The 18,516-nt window shown below is 42.1% G+C and carries 16 protein-coding genes and 1 tRNA gene; 6 read left to right on the forward strand and 11 right to left on the reverse strand.

Annotation, left to right across the window (positions count from 1 at the left end; all coding sequences use genetic code 11):
* Positions 1-31: 31 nt before the first annotated feature.
* Positions 32-2,506, reverse strand: a complete 2,475-nt coding sequence (locus HMPREF0999_RS13865) for an outer membrane beta-barrel family protein (protein WP_008779306.1) — start codon at positions 2,504-2,506, stop codon at positions 32-34.
* 246 nt (positions 2,507-2,752) lie between these two features.
* Here HMPREF0999_RS13865 and HMPREF0999_RS13870 point away from each other — a divergent pair, with 246 nt between their 5' ends.
* Entirely contained in the window at positions 2,753-3,394 is a 642-nt protein-coding gene (locus HMPREF0999_RS13870) for a SagB/ThcOx family dehydrogenase (protein WP_005859107.1), read from the forward strand.
* A 53-nt stretch (positions 3,395-3,447) separates the two neighbouring features.
* Here the strand turns inward: HMPREF0999_RS13870 and HMPREF0999_RS13875 are convergent, their stop codons facing one another.
* From HMPREF0999_RS13875 to HMPREF0999_RS22745, 8 genes are all read right to left on the reverse strand, one after another.
* Entirely contained in the window at positions 3,448-3,771 is a 324-nt protein-coding gene (locus HMPREF0999_RS13875; RefSeq protein WP_005859109.1) for a nucleotidyltransferase domain-containing protein, read from the reverse strand.
* 8 nt (positions 3,772-3,779) lie between these two features.
* Positions 3,780-4,214 (reverse strand): nucleotidyltransferase substrate binding protein, encoded by a 435-nt coding sequence (locus HMPREF0999_RS13880; protein ID WP_008779305.1) that lies wholly within the window; start codon positions 4,212-4,214, stop codon positions 3,780-3,782.
* 52 nt (positions 4,215-4,266) lie between these two features.
* Positions 4,267-4,455, reverse strand: coding sequence for a hypothetical protein (locus HMPREF0999_RS13885; protein WP_005859114.1), 189 nt, complete (start codon positions 4,453-4,455; stop codon positions 4,267-4,269).
* Between the two features lie 4 nt (positions 4,456-4,459).
* Positions 4,460-6,664, reverse strand: coding sequence for a peptidase domain-containing ABC transporter (locus HMPREF0999_RS13890; RefSeq protein WP_009276179.1), 2,205 nt, complete (start codon positions 6,662-6,664; stop codon positions 4,460-4,462).
* A complete protein-coding gene (locus HMPREF0999_RS13895; protein ID WP_009016959.1) occupies positions 6,661-8,940 on the reverse strand; it encodes an outer membrane beta-barrel protein in 2,280 nt (759 codons plus the stop codon). The genes HMPREF0999_RS13890 and HMPREF0999_RS13895 overlap by 4 nt, the downstream gene beginning before the upstream one ends.
* Positions 8,941-8,944: 4 nt before the next feature.
* Positions 8,945-10,243 carry a radical SAM/SPASM domain-containing protein gene (locus HMPREF0999_RS13900; protein ID WP_009276180.1) on the reverse strand — a complete coding sequence of 433 codons (1,299 nt, stop codon included), beginning with the start codon at positions 10,241-10,243 and terminating at the stop codon, positions 8,945-8,947.
* 84 nt (positions 10,244-10,327) lie between these two features.
* Positions 10,328-10,516 carry a hypothetical protein gene (locus HMPREF0999_RS22020; RefSeq protein ID WP_005859121.1) on the reverse strand — a complete coding sequence of 63 codons (189 nt, stop codon included), beginning with the start codon at positions 10,514-10,516 and terminating at the stop codon, positions 10,328-10,330.
* A gap of 63 nt (positions 10,517-10,579) precedes the next feature.
* Positions 10,580-10,726, reverse strand: coding sequence for a hypothetical protein (locus HMPREF0999_RS22745; protein ID WP_005859123.1), 147 nt, complete (start codon positions 10,724-10,726; stop codon positions 10,580-10,582).
* A 160-nt stretch (positions 10,727-10,886) separates the two neighbouring features.
* Between HMPREF0999_RS22745 and HMPREF0999_RS13905 the strand changes: the two genes are divergently transcribed.
* The 4 genes from HMPREF0999_RS13905 to HMPREF0999_RS13920 all read left to right on the forward strand — a co-directional run bounded on the left by HMPREF0999_RS13905 (position 10,887) and on the right by HMPREF0999_RS13920 (position 15,525).
* Positions 10,887-12,263 (forward strand): sensor histidine kinase, encoded by a 1,377-nt coding sequence (locus HMPREF0999_RS13905; protein WP_009276181.1) that lies wholly within the window; start codon positions 10,887-10,889, stop codon positions 12,261-12,263.
* Positions 12,264-12,269: 6 nt separating this feature from the next.
* Positions 12,270-12,962, forward strand: a complete 693-nt coding sequence (locus HMPREF0999_RS13910; protein ID WP_005859127.1) for a response regulator transcription factor — start codon at positions 12,270-12,272, stop codon at positions 12,960-12,962.
* Positions 12,963-13,249: 287 nt separating this feature from the next.
* A complete protein-coding gene (locus HMPREF0999_RS13915) occupies positions 13,250-14,344 on the forward strand; it encodes a metallophosphoesterase (protein ID WP_009276182.1) in 1,095 nt (364 codons plus the stop codon).
* A 2-nt stretch (positions 14,345-14,346) separates the two neighbouring features.
* The gene (locus HMPREF0999_RS13920; protein WP_009016954.1) at positions 14,347-15,525 is read left to right on the forward strand and encodes a metallophosphoesterase; all 1,179 of its coding nucleotides are present in this window, start codon (positions 14,347-14,349) and stop codon (positions 15,523-15,525) included.
* Positions 15,526-15,572: 47 nt separating this feature from the next.
* Here the strand turns inward: HMPREF0999_RS13920 and HMPREF0999_RS13925 are convergent, their stop codons facing one another.
* Both HMPREF0999_RS13925 and HMPREF0999_RS13930 read right to left on the reverse strand, forming a co-directional pair.
* Complete coding sequence (locus HMPREF0999_RS13925) at positions 15,573-17,279, reverse strand: S41 family peptidase (protein ID WP_009276183.1); 1,707 nt, start codon at positions 17,277-17,279, stop codon at positions 15,573-15,575.
* Between the two features lie 48 nt (positions 17,280-17,327).
* Positions 17,328-18,305, reverse strand: a complete 978-nt coding sequence (locus HMPREF0999_RS13930; RefSeq protein WP_009276184.1) for an adenosine kinase — start codon at positions 18,303-18,305, stop codon at positions 17,328-17,330.
* Between the two features lie 110 nt (positions 18,306-18,415).
* Between HMPREF0999_RS13930 and HMPREF0999_RS13935 the strand changes: the two genes are divergently transcribed.
* Positions 18,416-18,489 (forward strand) — tRNA-Asn (locus HMPREF0999_RS13935).
* Positions 18,490-18,516: the final 27 nt, after the last annotated feature.

Genomic DNA, 18,516 nt, shown 5'->3' on the forward strand with positions numbered 1-18,516 from the left:
AGCGTGTGCTCCATGTTCAAAGCTATATTTCTTACATCTGTTGCTCGCCGCCGCCGGAACCGCCGCTCTTCATATCATCGTTGCTGATACCTCTTTTTACTTTCTTGATGGCATCTTTCAAGGTGCCAAAACGATAAGATACACTAACCATTAACATTCTCATCGTACGGTAATTGATCTCACGACGGAAGAAGGTATCATCGGAAGTAGTATTTTCCATCTTCATTCGCTTCCAGAAGGGGTTTTGGAAAGACAACTGGACAGATAGCTTTTTCTTCAAGAAATCCTTGTTCACGGAGATTCCCGTGAAATAGAATGGAGAGCCTTTCCCCTGTAACTGGATCCAAGGAGAGAAATATCCTCCCTGTATGTTCACACGGAAATCCAACGGGAAATTAAACTGCGTACCGGCGAATATACGACCGCTGAATCCACTATTCGCCATATCATTCTTTTCGCTCTTCAAATCCGTATAATCCATTCCACCATTCATATAGATACGGAACAAAGGAACCGGATTCCAATTTGCGTATACGAATAAGCCGGTAGATTGTTTCTTTCCGATATTACCGTAGGTGGTTTGGAAAACACCCGGATTCTCCGGATCGATAAAGGTATATTGCTCGATCGAATTATTGACGAACGTATAAGTAGCGCTCGCGTTAATGCTGAATTTCTGGGCGAACATACTATAGTTCAAGTTTATATTATTACTTTTCTCCGAGTCCAGATTCGGGTTACCGAAGGATATGTTCTGTGGGTCCGCATTGTTTACATAAGGATTCAAATACCAGATACCCGGACGCTGGATACGCATATTATATCCCAAGCGAAGCTGTTGCGCCATACTCAATTGATAAGAGACCGTAGCGTTTGGCACCACGTCGAAATAATGGGTATCAAAGTTCATATCGGGAGCCATCTCATATTTCACGTCCAAAGCGGTTCCTTCCGCACGTACCCCCGCCTTCACGCCAAACTTATCAAACTTCATCGAATAGCCCAGATAAGCGGAATAGATATGTTGGGTATGACGGAAATGGCTATCTTTAGAAGTTATGTCCTCCCATATATTCAACGAATCGTTGAAAGCGGTACGATCCGTATTACTCCGGCTCTGGCGGAATATATATTTTGCGCCAACCTCCAAGGTCTGATCCTTCCACGTAGGGGTCGTATAATCCACCTGCCCGGTGTGCTCGTTCGTAGAAGCCTTGTTGATATTATTTTGCGGATAGCCGAGCCAAGGATTGTAATTCACGACATTCTTTAATTCCGTATAATCCTTGTTATCATTGGGAGAATGGCTGAAACGGTAGGAGATCGTCAGCAACTCATCTTTTTTATGGGTAGAGTGTTGGTAATCCACGCTCACGTCCGTAGAACCAAACGTTTCCGTAGCGTCCGAATTACGATTATAATCGTATACCGGATTACGATTGATATCCTGCATATTCACCGTGTATTCCGAACGGTTCGTCATCTTACCATGGAATAAGTTCGCCCCTACGGTCAGCAAGTTCAAGGAGTCGATCTCATAACTACCTTCCAGCGAACCAAACTGGAAGGGTCCGTTATTCTTCCTACGTCCATTTTGCGTCAAGAAATGTTGCTCGTCATTTTCCAAATCCTCACGTATCGAGGTAGACTCATTCCAAGGCTCCCTATTATAATTGTAATTATAATTCGCTGTCAACCCGAACTTACCTGCTTTAAGGGATATATAGCCGCCACCGCCTACACGCCCCAACGAACTACCGTTCACACGAACCGTACCAGTATATCCTTGTAGAGCGTTTTTCGTCGTAATGATATTAATAATACCACCGATACCCTCAGCGTCATATTTAGCGCCCGGGTCTGTGATCACCTCTATGTTTTTCACGGAATTGGCCGGCATACTCTTCAATACCTCAGCTGGATTGTTACTCAACAGGTTAGAAGGCTTGCCATTCATGTAGATCTTAAAGTTCGTGGAGCCTTTCAATTGGATTTGGTCATCTCCGTCCACGGTTACCATCGGTACCTTGCGCAGCATTTCCAATGTATTGTTTGTCTGTGCCTCCGGATCATCTTCCAAGCTATAGGTAAGTTTATCGATCTCAGCCTTCACCAAAGGTTTCTGTGCCGTAACCGTCACTTCCCCCAGCCGCTGGTTATCCTCCTGCATATACAACTTACCCAAATCCAAGTTCCTCTGTTTATCCGAGATCGTAAATGTTTTCTCGGCAGGAGCTTTTCCTATCGATTGCATAGAGATGATGTATTTACCGGCGCTACTCAATGGTGCCTGAAACTTACCATCCACATCACACGCTAAAAGCTTGACCGGCTTATCGGGGGTCTTCGCTAAAGCAATTCTCAACGTCGCATAGGGTACGGACTCGTTACTCAGCGAGTCTAACACCTGTCCCTTAATTGAATAGGAACCTGTCTTGTCCGCTTGCGCATACAGAGGAAGCGCAAAGAACAGTACCCAAAATAAGGCAAACAATTTCTCTTTCATACGTTCATCTATCACTATAAAAATAATACATTTTACTGCAAATTACACTATTTACGATTTCATCGTACAAATAAAGTCATTAATAATGTTCATATTTCCTTTTTCTTCTAAAGAAGTCTGAAAAAAGAGTATTTTTTCATAATAGACGGACATCAAGTAAAACAGGTTGCACAATAATCCTAGGAATCTTTGAGAAAACGAATATATTGTTATTTTTGCATTCGTAATTCTTTAAAATACAATGTCATGAGAACTATCTTTTGTGTATTAGCCACTTTGATGTTGGGTTTGACGAGTCTGCAAGCCCAGAGTTTAAAAGCCATTAAGTTGAATGCTCCCGACAAGACCCGGGGCGCTTCGGTAATGAAAGCCTTGGCAGACCGTCACTCCGAGCGCGAGTTTGCCAACAAGAAACTCAGCCTACAAGATCTTTCCGATTTGATGTGGGCCGCTATCGGTATCAACCGGGAGGATGGGAAACGTACCGCCGCTTCTGCCTTGAATAAGCAAGATGTGGATGTCTACGTATTGATGGAAGAGGGCGCTTATCTGTATGATCCGAAAGCCCATCAACTGAACCCGGTAGCGGAAGGCGATCACCGTCCACTGATTGGAGGAAAGCAAACCTCCGTGAACTCAGCTCCCGCTTGTCTATTGATGGTTTCTGATGTTTCCAAATTCGGCAATGTAGGTACACCACAATTACGTGAGCGCTTTGGAGCCTTAGATGCCGGGCTGGTCTCTCAGAATATCGCCTTGTTCTGCTCCGGATGTGGCTTGGTAACGGTTCCCCGCGGCAGCATGGAGGCTGATGCTTTGAAAAAAGTGTTGAAGCTATCCGACTCCCAAATCCCGATGATCAATCATCCGGTAGGATACGCAAAATAACGTCAGCACTCACGTAAGCCCCCGAGAATCATCTTGTGGGCTTACAAGACCGCTCACGCAGGAGGCTGAGAACAATCTTTACAAAAAATAGATATTCCGACTCTCCGAATATGATCAACCAATTCCATATTCGTCAATTTATGAAAAATAGAGAGATCAAACTGATAAGGTAATAATAAATCATCAATCGCAAACGCAATCTGATTTAACCGACTACGTGTCAAGTTTGCCCCCACCAAAGATATATCCACGTCCGAAAAAGGTTTATGGTTTCCCTTAGCTCGCGAACCGTAAAGTATTACTTCCTCAATATCCTCGTATCGAGCGTAAAACTCACGCAACTTATTCAATTCTATGTCACTCAATCCATATTTCATTTACAGCTTCATCTAGTCTCATTTTCCGATATACATAACATCCTCTCTTCAAACCGGCAAAATAGTGGATAATAAACCAGTACGATATTCTCATAAATTTCAGAAGCCACATCGTCATCATAATTATGAGAAGTCAAATTACGATCCTCAATTGTCTCCATCCATCGTTTATCTTCTATAAGCCCTATTTGTAAAGCCTTACGTATAGCATCACGTGAACCTCGAATATCCGTATAACCTTGATATTCCGCATAATCTTTCATCACCTTCCAGACTAATTCACGGGTATATTCAAAACGCTGGATTAATCCTTCTTGCAAAAGTTCATCAATCTCGTCCGCTAATTCCAACCGCCAAGATACAATGTCCACCGCTTGACCCAATTTAGCCAAAGCCTTACAATAATTAGAAAATCGCTGTAACCAACGTATATCTTGTGCCATATATGTAAACTTTAGAATACGAAGATAAGAAAAACAGAAGATATTCCTACATTCATTTCTTGAAAAATGCAAACCAAGCAATCAAAGCCAGCAGCACGAATATAACCACCAAGATCGTATTCCCCCAACGAATCAGGAAGGAAGGCATCTCGCCAATCATGTTGCGGACTTTCTCGCTACGCAACTCGATACGGTTTTGATCCGATTCTGCTTTTTTCTTCATCTCATTGTATGTCGACATATCTTTAATTCCCCAACTCTAATTGATTCTTCACTAAATTATAATAAGCGCCTTTGCGATCGATCAGCACGTCGTGGGTGCCTACCTCTACGATACGGCCTTTATCAAGAACGACTATTTGATCGGCATTGCGTACGGTACTTAATCGATGGGCGACGATTATTACCGTCTTACCCCGGTAAAAGTCCGTCAGATTCTCCACTATGGCACGTTCATTGTTGGCATCCAACGAATTCGTCGCCTCATCGAAAAAGAGATAAGAAGGGTCCTTATAAACCGCCCGGGCGATCAAGATCCGTTGACGCTGGCCTTGGCTTACGCCTTGACCATCCGGACCTATCACCGTATTATATTTTAAGGGTAAGCGCTCGATAAATTCCTCTATATTGGCGATACGAGCTGCCAATAATAAGCGAGATTTATCAATCTCACCGTCATCCACGGCAATATTGCGTGCGATCGATTCAGAGAACAGATAACCGTCTTGCATCACCGCACCACATTGGTCACGCCACCATAAAAGGCTGAAAGATCGCAAATCATTTCCACCCACCCGGATATCACCTTCTACCGGATTATAGTAGCCCAATAATAACTTGATCAAGGTTGTTTTCCCGCTACCACTCGTTCCTACGATCGCCGTAATCTTGCCTCGAGGTATTTTAAGGTTTATCCGCTCCAAGACTTTCGGCGAATGGATGCCCTCATATTGAAACGTCACGTTACGAATCTCAATGTCCCTATCGCTTCCGTTAAAACCGGTTATCATACGTTCCGGCGTCTCCTCTTCTTTCCGATCATGGATCTCGCTCATCCGTTCCAGACTAATCTTCACGTCTTGCCAACTATAAAGAAACTGCACGAACTGTTCCACCGGAGCGTTCAACTGCCCGATAATATACTGTATAGCCAACATCATACCCAACGACAGGCTACCCCCGATCACAGCCGTAGCGGCAATCACCGTAATCACGATATTCTTTACCTCATTAATCAAGATACTGCCGGCCTCCTGACTCTGTTGCAGCCGCATCGATTCGATGTTCGTCCGGAACAAGTCCGCTTGTATATCCTCCCATTCCCAACGGCGGCGGCGCTCACAATGCTGGAGCTTGATCTCTTGCATACCATTCAATAACTGCATGGTTTTCGATTGATTACGGGCCCGTTGCTCAAAATAAGTATAGTCCAGCAAACGGCGTTTTTTAAGGAAGAATGTCACCCATACGGCATATAAAGCGCTACCTAGTACGAAAATAAAGAATATCAATCGATTATAATAAAGTAATACCCCACCGAACACCACAAAGCTGAAAGCGGAGAAAAGCACCGTCAATGTCTGCGCCGTCAAGAAACGTTCCACACGCTCATGATCATGGATGCGTTGCAAGAGATCGCCCGTCATCTTCGTATCGAAAAACGACATGGGTAATCGCATCAGTTTGATCAAGAAATCGGATAACAATGATATATTCACCCTCGCACTTATATGCAGTAATATCCAGCGACGGATAAAGTCCACCGAGGCACGGCTCAAGACCAGCATCAATTGTCCCGCCAAGATCAGATAGATCAGATTCAGATTCTTAGTAGCGATACCTTTATCCACGATCGCTTGGGTAAGAAACGGAAAGATTAATTGCAATACGCTTCCCAGCGCAAGCCCCAGCAACAACTGGATAAAGAAACGTTTATAAGGTTTCATATACCCCCAAAGGAAATGAAAGGGATCTCTTCCCGTATGGCGTTCATCTTTCCGCTTATAAAAAGCGGGGGTCGGCTGCAAGGCCATTAATATGCCTTTCTCCTCCCCTCTCGAACGGGTACTGATCCACGCATTACGAAACTCTTCCTCATCGATACGCAACAAATTCTTACCGGGATCGGCTATATAAAAAACAGATTTCCCATCCTGTTTCTTTTTAACGTCATATAATACGACAAAATGATCTTGGTTCCAATGGAGGATACAAGGGAAGGGGCGTTGCTCCACCATCTTCCCCAAGGTCATTCGTCCACATATCGTACGAAATCCTATATACTCGGCGGCATCAGCGATACCCAGCATGGAGACTCCTTCCCGGGTTACGACGCAAAGGTTTTGCATCGTCTCGGCGGAATACTCCTTGCCATGGAACTTGGCGATCATGCGGAGGCAGGTGGCGCCGCATTCCATGGAGTCGGGTTGCTTGATATGGGGGAAGCTCATAATTTAATACCTTCCTCTATACTATACACATTTTTCCGTTCTTTCATTGCTTTCGACTTGTTTTTACGGAATGTATAACGAAGCAAGATCCAAGGCCGAAAAGAGGCACTGATTTTTCGTTGATCGCTGTAGTTCTCATAGCTACCACTACGTAATTCCATCGAGGTACGATAAGTAACCAAACAATTCTCCATCGCCACGGAAATATAGAAATAGTCCGTAAAATTATAAGAGACCTGTACCATCGAAAAAGAAGGGCTATGATACTTCACACGAGAGATTGGCGTATAGGTATAATTGTTATATAATATATCAGCACCCAAATACCACTTCTTATAATTCGCATTGAAATACAAATAGGTACTAAACCCTTTCCTTGGATCTTCATTCTCATAATAATCCACGACATGATACGCATTGACACCTATACGCCCTAAATTGCCTATCCGATAAGACAGACTTCCCCCTATGCGTAAATTCTTATACTTCCCGCTATTCCTATAGCTACTGATATAAATATCCTCTTCGCTGAATCCATACGATTCCACCAAGTCCGTACTGATCCGATAAGAGACGCTCGGTGTCAAATAAAATCCTTTCGTGTTAAATGTCAAGGATAGGTTCAATTTATGATTTTGGCTCGGAAGCAGATAAGGATTTCCTTGTGTCTTCACTAAAGAATCCGTAGACATATTATAAGGATTCAATTCGCTCTCGGTAGGAGCCGTATTGGTAAGCGTGTATCCCAATCTCGTAGATAGATGATCGCTAAAATCATAATTACCGCTTAAAGAAATGCGAGGCTTGAAGTAATGATTAGAGGCCTCACCCGCTTTCAGCCAAATTCCTTCCAGCCCAGCAGAAAGCATATAAGAAAAACGCTTTATAGACTGGCTATAGTCCGCATACAAATACTCTTCCCATTTCTCGTGCCGGAAAGTAGGCATTCCTATACTCACTTGACGTATACGATCACTCGTAAAACGAGTCTGATTCCCTACATTCAAGCTACCTCCATTTGCAAAATCCACATTATAATCCACATCAAAACGACCGGAATTCCGGTCGTTCTTATATAAATATGTATTCAGATAAGACCAATCCAGATATGACTCCGAGCGATTTCCGTCATTCTCGTTATGATTCTTATTGAAAGCAAGGGTCGTTTCCAATATATGGTTTTTCGCAAACGTATGCTTATGGAACAAGCTAGCCGTAAAAATATACGATTGATCCTTATTAAAAGAAGAATAATCGAATTCTTGGGGTATTCCATCCGTTAAAAGTCCATCACCCCAACCTTTCTTCTTATTGATTTTTTTATTACCATACATATGAGCTACGATATAATCCTTGTCTGTACACATCCAACGGAATTGCAACTCACCTAAATAGCTAGTACCATCCAAACGTTCCTCTCCCTTCGTCCATTTACTATACCCCGTATTTAGCTGCCGTTGCTCCTGTTCCGAGCGATCATCATACAAATAGTCCACTGAAGCTCTTCCATAAAGTGCGTATCGAGAGTTTCCAACCTCAAAATACCCTACCCCAAGCCCCTTACGGAAAGGGACATCATGCCGCGTGGCTCCTTCCAAGAAGATAAAAGGTTGTGTCTTCTTTTTCAATTTTATATTCAATATCTTTTGGTAACCATCCTTTAAGTAACGGGCTTTCACCACATCGATTATCTCCACGGATTCTATCTCTCTCGGATCAAGAGTGGCGATTCCCGAGTTATAACGATTCCCGTTTATCAATATCAAGGGTTGCGCCCCATCCTCCAACTGCACCTTCCGGTTAGCCACATCCGAGTACAAGCGTGGGATCTCTTGCAGGGCCCGGAAAGGGTCTTTCATATTTTTAGCCTTCTCTGACAGATAAAAGATCTCTCCCGTAGCGGTCCGATTCACTTGATCATTCCGATTACCCGTCACCATTACTTCGTCCAATACGACCGTTTTCTCAGGTGTCAGCAAGAAGTCTTTTCTAACATCCCTGTTTTCCACTCGCAATATTTGCTCCTGCGCATTATACCCCAAGAAAAACAAACGTAGCTCATACGCTCCCTCCTTCAATCCATCTATACGAAAATGACCTTTTTCATCAGTTAAAGCCATGGCCGATAACGAGTCTTCCACACTCAATATCACCTGTACCCCATCCATCATCTTCCGCTTCTCGTTTGTAATTATTCCTGAGAAGGTGTAAGACTGGGCAGACAATGTGAAGAGGCCTTGTGAGATGAACAGAAGCCAGAAAGCGATAGTTCTCATGGTATTATGCGTATAATTCTTCTTTTAATAATTGACATTTGAAAAGATACATCAGATATTCTTTCAAAGTCATATTGATTGCGTCAAATGTACATATATTTTCCCCCGGATGCAACATTATTTGTTTATTACATGGTCCCAAACAGGCAGGCAGTAATTTACAATCTATACAATTTTGAGGCAATATCTCCTTTAACCAATAAGAAAGTTTTGTCTCATTCCAATGTACCTGTCCTGATTGTAAATCAAATTCTCCTAACGCATTTTGATCATCAAAAGAAGAAATCGTAGAACACTTAAAAACTTTACCATCATAATTAAACAAAACTTCTCTATGCCGTTCAGCAAAGCAAACATCTCCTTTTGGCATAATATAATAATCCAATAAAAATTTCTTATCTAAAAACTTTTGAACCGAAGCATGTAATAACGGCACATTAACTTTATCTTTTTCTAGTTGCCACACTTTTTTCAAAATGACAAAACAATACTTACGATCTAGAAAATCCAAATCACCAATGATTTCATCTATTTTCTCTAATGTCTTATTATCAAAGTTTATTCTTACCGCAAGCCACCTATTGGGAATTTTATCATTAATAAGCCGAATAGTTCTCAATGTCTTCTCATAAGTATCCTGATTCGGGTTATCCTTATCTTTCTTTATTTGATTATGATGTATTCTATCACCATCCAAAGTAATTTGGAATTGGCATTCAAAGTTTTTTAAATAATCTATAATAGATTCTGTTATCAAAATCGCATTTGTTGTAAATTCAGCAATTAGATCCAATTGATTAACTTGGCAAAAGTTTCTCGCAAAATCCAGAATTTCTTTTATCCCTCTGAAATACAAAAAAGGTTCTCCCCCAAAGAATGATAATTTTAATATCCTATAAGATGTTTTAATATATTCTTGTTCTATATTCTTTTTTATAGCTTCTATTACTTCACTCTTCAAGAAACTTCCCGCTATTCTATTCTCGTAACAGTACCAACAGTTTAAATTGCAATCCAATGTTGTATTCACCATGACTTGATACATAGAGGCATCAAATTGCATCCTTTTTTTCCGAAACAAGACAATCTCTCTTTCATCAAAATCATCAGGAACAATATATTGATTATCCACCAAAGATTTATATAATACAGGATCAGATTGCTCTAATTTTAAAATATTTTCTTTTTTATATTTTTCATATCTCACATTATTTAATAATATAAATTTATTATTAAATGAATTATAAAGTAAATAAACCTGCGGCAAAACGTTCTCTACAACCTGATAATATATCTTCTTCATTTCATTTTTCATTAATTTCTCGATAGAAATAGCTGATGCCTTCTCCCTGTTACAGGGAAAGCATCAAACTAAAAAAACTATCAATTAGCCACACCTCCCTGAAGAATTATTGACTCCTCCACACTTACCTGAGCCATTGTTAGTACCAGAACAACTTCCATCCCCATTATTCGGAGCCTTATCATCTGGATCCTCTCCTCCACGAACTAAAATAAGTTCATTTTCCTCTAGCCTCTCTAAAATAAGGCTAGGCAAATTCATTAAATCATTCATAATATCTAAAATTTATAGTTTATAATAGGTCATAATCTATGACCGTTTCATTTACTATTTTACTTATGACTGTCTAGGATTTTCTTGTGGACACAGAACCTTCCGTCCATCCTCAATCCAATACCATTCGTCAGTCTCTTCATCATAATGCCATTCACCACCTTTTATAGCGGAAAGTTCTTCCTTCGACAACAAATCACCAATTTCCATGTCTATATGCTTTTTTAGTCTGTTACAAAAATATAAGTAAAATTTCGTACTCTATCTAACAAACACCTAATTTTCATCTAACAAAAAGCTAACAAAACGAGAAAAACGCATCTTTTTTAAGATTATTCACTATCTTCACATCCAAAATAACGAATCTATCATGAAACACTCCTTATATATTGCGGCCATTATGTTGCTAGTCTTAATACTCTCCCAAGGATATTGGCTATACAATATATATAACGCTGAAAAATATAAAACGCAAGAAGTCCTTGAAGAGCTATTCGAAGAGGCTATCAAGCAAGAAATGTCCAAGCGAATGGTTAGCAACAAACCGAAAGACCCCAACAACCCCAAAAGAATCATAAGAAGAGCTAGTGATATGACACCAGAGGAACGAGCCAAGCTAAAAGGGGATACCATAATCTGGCCACAAATAAAAAATCGGAATCTAAAAGATAACTATGCCGACCTATTAGCGCAACGTATGCAAGACGGTCTACGTAATGCAAATAGACCCTTAAAACCAAATGTATTAGACAGCCTATTCAATAAAACATTAACTGATCACAATTTACAAGCAATATCTTATATAGAAATATCAGACTCTACCCGGCAAACCGTAAATACGGTAGGAAAAAAATTCAACCTTTCATTTTATAAGTTCCAAACAGAAAAGCTCCCGATAGGAACGCAGGGATTACAATATGTACAGGCTTTCGTTAAATTACCTCTTTCTGACATTGTCCAACGAAAGCTCTTGGCTTTTATCGTATCTTGTCTAATCATCCTTACCTCGGCGAGTTGCCTATATTATTTATTAAGAACAATACGTAAAGCCCACGCCCAACTCCGAGACCGTGAAATAGCCGTACATAGCGCTATCCACGACTTGAAATCCCCGCTGAACACGGCGTATGCCTCTATGGATCTTATCGCTAGCCTAGAGAATGAACCGATGAAAGTGAATATATTAAATACCGGAAAAACTCAGATAAAACAGTTGATAGAGATCATCGAGTCCATGCTGTCACTATTGAAAACAGCGGATGGAAAAGAGAGCGCACGAAAGTCGCCTATAGATATTAAATCATTTATTGAGCAAACCTACCAAGCGATAGCAAGGCTCTATCCTAACAAGATCCCCTTGTTCAAGCTTGAGAAAAGCGAGGATTTCCCCGACATGATCGAAGCTGATACCGTTCGTCTGGAACGTTGCCTCCGGAATTTGCTAGAGAACGCATTGAAATATTCGGATGACGATGTACGAATCACCGTAACGTTGACTATGAAAAACAACCATTACCGAATAGCCATAAAAGACACCGGTTGGGGAATCCCCAAGAAAGCCCAGAAGAAACTCGGACAACAATTCTTCCGGGTGAAACAAGCCGACAAGCCAGCGCAACCGGGATATGGATTAGGTTTGAGTAGCGTAATGCTAATGGCTAAAGAAATGGGCGGCTCCCTAACTTTTCAGAGTGAGGAGGGTGTCGGTTCAACATTTTTCATTAACTTACCAGCCGAAAACTCATAACACTATATGGAAGATAAACAGAAAGTGATCTTTATTGAAGATGACCCAAACCTTGGATTAATCATCGTATTGGCCTTGCAAAGTAAAGGATACGAGGTTTGCTACGCCAACACGTTAAGCGGTATTCAAGACATGATAGAAAAAGACTGCCCTAATATCCTGCTTCTCGATCTGGAAGTTGGCAATCAAAACGCATTGGATTATTTGCCTTTTATTCGTTCAAAGCATCCTTCATTGCCTGTACTGATAGCCTCTTCCCACAACGAAGGGGAGGAAATAACACGCTGCTATGAAGCCGGAGCTAATCATTACACCAAAAAACCGTATGATATACAAGAAATAGATTTCCTAATCCAAAGGTTTTGTAAAAAGGGCAGTCCGATATCAAATAGTATATCTATTGGAGATTACCAACTGGAACTCTCCACTCATAAATTATTCTATAAACAAGAACAGTCAAAAACATTAAGTCCTAAAGATTTCAAGTTATTCTATCTGTTATCCGAGCAATTAAATCAGCCAGTAAGCAGAGAAAAGCTTTTTCATGAAATATGGGATGGGCAAGAAGTTCATGATAGCCTAAACAACAGCATCTCGCGTTTGCGCAAATTATTGGAAAAAGATACCACACTTTCAATAGATGCCGTAAAAGGAGTTGGATATATATTATCAAAAAAAGACCAACTCTCCTCATCGTAATTAAGGGGGGCTTATTGTAGATTTCTAGATACGCCCTTGTTCCCTATCGCATGATTCGGGAAAAACACGTACGACTTTTTTGAAAAACACCTACGACTTTTCCCTAAAACACGTACATGTTTTGAGTAAAAGATCATCCTGTTTTAACATACTAATAATCAGTATATTATATAATTCTTTTCATTACCAAACTTATTGTTTGGAATTTATATCGATCCTATAGGGACGTAGCGTGCAGCGTTTGCTACCTAAAGAGTTTTCATTATCTTCGCAGAAAATTAATTGAGATGTGGACGTTCTTTATCATACTTCCAATCCTGTATCTTGCAGGGAATATTTATATTTATCTAAAGGGAAAACAGGCTTTGAAAAGCCAGTCTACCGGAGTTAAAGTATTGTTATCCATTGTTTTTTGGGGAGGAGCTTTATCATTCTTCAGTAGTTTTCTATTCAGGAACCTAGATATGCCGGCTTCTTTCGCTCAAACAGTTTCCCAAGTAGGAACAGGATGGCTCGTGTTCACTTTATACATGGTATTAGCTCTGTTGGTATTTGATATCTTACGACTTTTCCACCTACGTTTCAAATACTCATTCTATTTATCCTTATTCTTAACACTCAGCTTATTAGGATATGGAAACTATAATTACCAACATCCTGATACACGAGTTATCAACATGGTTATCAACAAACCGGCCGATACCGATGGACAGTCGCTGAAGGTCGTAGCCATTAGCGACATACACTTAGGATACGCTACCAACAAGACGATGCTTGCCGGATATGTGGATATGATAAACGCCCAACGCCCGGACATCGTTCTTATCGGTGGAGACTTGATAGACAACAGTGTCGCACCTCTGCGATACGAGCATATGGAAGAGGAACTGTCCAAGATATACGCTCCATTAGGCGTTTATATGGTACCGGGTAACCATGAGTATATCAGTGGCATAGAGGAGAGCGAGAAATTCATAGCGCAGACGCCCATCGTACTTTTAAGGGATTCCGTGGCTATCTTGCCCAATCAGATCCAACTCATAGGACGGGACGACCGGCATAACAAAGGACGGAAAACTTTAGGTCAGCTTACCGCGAACCTTGATAAAAGCAAACCTGTTATCTTACTAGACCATCAACCCTACGATTTAGAGAAAACGGAAGAGGCTGGCGTAGACTTACAATTTAGCGGACATACACATCGAGGACAAGTATGGCCGATGAACTGGATCGTGGATCATCTGTTCGAATTAAGTTACGGGATTAAAAAAATCGGAAATAGTACGGTTTATGTCTCATCCGGCTTATCTTTGTGGGGACCGCCTTTCCGTATCGGGACGGACAGCGAAATGGTGGTGTTCAATATTACATTCAAAGAGTAAAGATGAAAGTATTTATTCAATCGATCGTAGCGCAGCTATTACTAAATCCGTATATTTTCTGGAGAGGATATCAAGCGCTTCCTCCTAAGAAAAGTTGCCGGATTCCTTTTATCTTGTTTTTCGTACTCGAACTATCGCTTTATTTTTTCGGATTTATTTTCAGGAATGAACTACCTGATAACGTGATAATCACGATCCAATACATCTGTAACACTTGGTATATAGCGTCCATTTATATCACTTTATCTCTCTTGGTACTTGAGTTGATCAGGCTCTCCCAACGTATCAAGCCATGGTTCCCCAAATGGATGAAAGGGCATTGGCAACAAACCAAGCTAACCCTGTTTTTTCTTATCGTATTCGGTGTTACCGGTTTAATGATTCACGCATACCATACGGTAATGAATCCGATTGTTAAGAACGTATATATCACGTTGCCCAAAGCCGCAGGGGATCGGGATAGCCTGACTATTGTCATGATGAGCGACTTACATATCGGAGAGGTTATCGGGAAGGACTTGGTACAAAAATATGTGGCACTCAGCAACGCACAGCATCCGGATATGGTGGTATTAGCGGGGGATATCATGGATTATGAATCCCGATTCGCGGAAAACGCCCACATCGAGGATGATTTAAAACAATTAAAAGCTCCGTTGGGCGTATATATCGTTTACGGGAATCATGAATACCGGGCAAACCGGAACGCCAAATATCGTTGGCTGCAAAAGACCGGAGGTACGCTACTAATAGACTCGGTGGTCCAACCGGACTCAACTTTTTATTTGATAGGGAGGGATGATTTCATCCATAAGAAACGAAAATCGCTTCATTCGTTAATGGAAGGGGTGGATACCGGCAAACCGATTATCGTTTTGGATCATCAACCTTGGTCGTTCGCCGAGATGAATATGAATGGGGTGGATTTGGGACTGCACGGACATACGCATAACGGACAGTTATGGCCTTATCCCCTGCTGATGAAACTTGTGTATGAATGCCCGTACGGATATTATAAGAAAGGACCTACGCAATTCTATGTATCTTCCGGCATTGGTATAGCAGGACCTCCTTATCGGGTGGGAACCGTCTCGGAATTGGTCGTATTGCATATCCGCTTCAAAGCCCCCAAACAGACTGGCGAAAGAGGGAAAAGCACGATGCCCATTCAAGGGAGCTGACAATGGGCATCGTAAGCTCCTTTGAATGGGCATCGGCAGAAACCCGCCTATTCGGTACCCTTAGTGGCCGCTTCCAACTCAACCGGCACGCTCAATGTACGCCTGTATAAATCCGGATCGCCCAATACCTCCAACGCTTTCTCCAATACAAGATCATCTTTCAAGCTTTCTTGCAACTCTCCTCGTTGGTAATAATAACGTTTTACGATCTCGGCAGCCATTACTCGTTTCACCTCATCCTTGAAACGATCGAAATCTTTTTCCAGATTCGGAGTCAGCTTAGCCTCTAATTCCTTGAACGCAGTAGAATCCTCCTCCAGATACCCCTCGAACTCAGCCACTTCTTTCAAGTTCTTCAATACTTTCTCGCTTTGGCGGTCATACGTGAAATTCTTGGACTTGGCGTATTGCTTCAAAGCTTCGAAATCCTCATCGGAAACCGTAAATTCCTCGATGGGAGCGATCGTCTTATGCTTTTGTGCCCAATCCGTAACGAAGTCGAACAAGACCGTATCCGCCGCCAAATAATACATCATGGTAGGCACTTTCGGCTCCTTCACCTCAAACTCCGGACGTACACCACCCCCATCACGAACCGGACGCTTCTTGGACGTATAGAATACGGAAGTCAAGCTATCCGGAATAGCAGCCACGCTACCATCCTCTTTCCGGTGCGAATAATCGATTTGCTGGATGCAACGGCCACTCGGGATATAGTATTTACTCATCGTGATTTTCACTTTCCCATTATAAGGCAGGTCACGAGGAGCTTGCACCAACCCCTTACCAAACGAACGTTGTCCCACCAACACGGCACGATCCATATCCTGCAAAGATCCCGATACGATCTCAGCGGCGGAAGCCGTACCTCCATTGATCAATATAGCCAACGGCATTACCGTATCCAAAGGCTCCGTAGAGGTTCGGTACGTACGATCCCATTGCTTGATCTTTCCTTTCGTTGAAAGCACCTCGCTGCCTTTCGGTACGAACATACCTACGATTTGTACAGCACCTTCCAGCACGCCGCCGCCGTTACCGCGCAAATCCAGTACCAAAGACTTAATATTATGATTTTTCTTTAAATCCAAGAATGCCTCTTTCACCTCTTGAGCACTCTTGATAGTAAATGCCTTTAGATAAATATAACCGATACTGTCATTCTTAACCCCGTAGTAAGTAACTTGAGGTGTCGTGATCTGCTTACGGGTAATCTCGAACTTCCGGGGTTTCTTCTCGCCCGGACGTTGGATCGTCAAAACCATCTTCGTATTCGGAACACCTTTCAATAACTCGCTGACCCGGGAGTTTGTCGCCTTGGAAACATCGATCGTATCGATCGCCAAGATCAGATCGCCCGGCTTCAGACCCGCTAAATCGGCCGGCATTCCCTCGGTAGGCTCGGCAATCATCACGCCTCCCTCGTTGTTACGCTGACGGATCAAGGAACCGATACCTCCGTATTCGCCGGTCGTCATCAGACTCAATTCCTCCGTTTTTTGCTCAGGATAGTATTCCGTATAAGGATCTAAACCAGCCAACATTGCCTCGATTCCCCGCTGAACGGTTTTATCCACATCCACTGAATCCACGTAGAACATCTCTACTTCTTTCAATAAAGAATTGAAAATGTCTAGGTTCTTACTCACCTCAAAGCGGTTATCTTTTTGCGCCCATCCCGGCACTACGCTACTTGCGACGAACAGCAAGCAAAATAAACCTATAATTCCTCTTCGTTGAACCAATCTGCACATACAATATTTAGTTAATTAACGGCATAAATGTAAGGAATAATACGCCGCCTAAGCCAATATCCCTTTTACTTTTAACTTTATTTGTTCCCATTTATCATACGGAATCTCCGGGCCAACCACGTCGATCACATAGCCCGCCAACATCGATCCGATGCGTGCGGATTGTACCAAAGACGCTCCTATGGATTGACCGTATAAGAATCCGGCGGCGAAGTTATCACCGGCGCCAGTCGTATCAACAGGCTTGCCCCCCTCAGCCGGGACAGAATAAAATTGACCATGACTACCGATCAAGGCACCTTCCTTTCCCAAAGTGACCAATGAGACCTCTACCAATTCAGACAAGGTATGTACGGCCTCAGCAGCCTTTTGCCCGGTAAAAGCCTCAGCCTCACTCTCATTAGAGAACAAAATATCCACATATTTAGGAATGATATCCTCCAGCATTCCTTTAAAAGCATTCACGATATTGAAGTTCGACAAATCCAGCGCTACTTTCAAGCCCAACTTTTTAGCCTTCTCCATCGTAGAACGAACCAACGGCTCGTTTACGAGCAAGTAACCTTCTATATAAATACATTGATATTTACTTAGCATCTCCTCGGTGATCTCATCCGGGGTTATTGTCGGGGCTGGGCCAAGGAAAGTCCCCATCGTACGTTCCCCATCCGGAGAAATCATCACCGTACAGCTACCTGTAAGTCCATCCGTCTTGATAAAATAGGAAGTGACACCCGCTTTTTCCAACGCATCCTCATAAAATCCGCCGATCGAATCATCCCCGATCTTACCGATAAAACCGGAATTCGCCCCTAAAGAAGACATCGAACGCATCGTGTTGCAGACAGATCCTCCCGGGGTTTGCGTACGTGGCAAGCCAGCTAAAGTTGTACGGATAGCGATCATTTGTTCCCTGTTAATCATATCCATAGCTCCTTTCTGTATCCCGATTTCCGATAGGATATCATCATTTTCAAGCCTCAATAAAACGTCAACCAAAGCGTTTCCTAAACCTATTGTATTCATTTTTTCGTAATTTTTTTCGCAAAGATATTGCATATTTCGAAAATACCCCGTACTTTTGCAGTGCAATTTCAGAAAGGGGTTACGGAATAACCTTTGAAAGAGCGAAAAATTCTTCCTTAGCTCAGTTGGTTAGAGCATCTGACTGTTAATCAGAGGGTCCTTGGTTCAAGTCCAAGAGGAAGAGCGAAAAGACATCGGGAAAGACTGAAAA

The sequence above is a fragment of the Parabacteroides sp. D25 genome (genome assembly GCF_000307475.1).
Taxonomy (GTDB): Bacteria; Bacteroidota; Bacteroidia; order Bacteroidales; family Tannerellaceae; genus Parabacteroides; species Parabacteroides distasonis.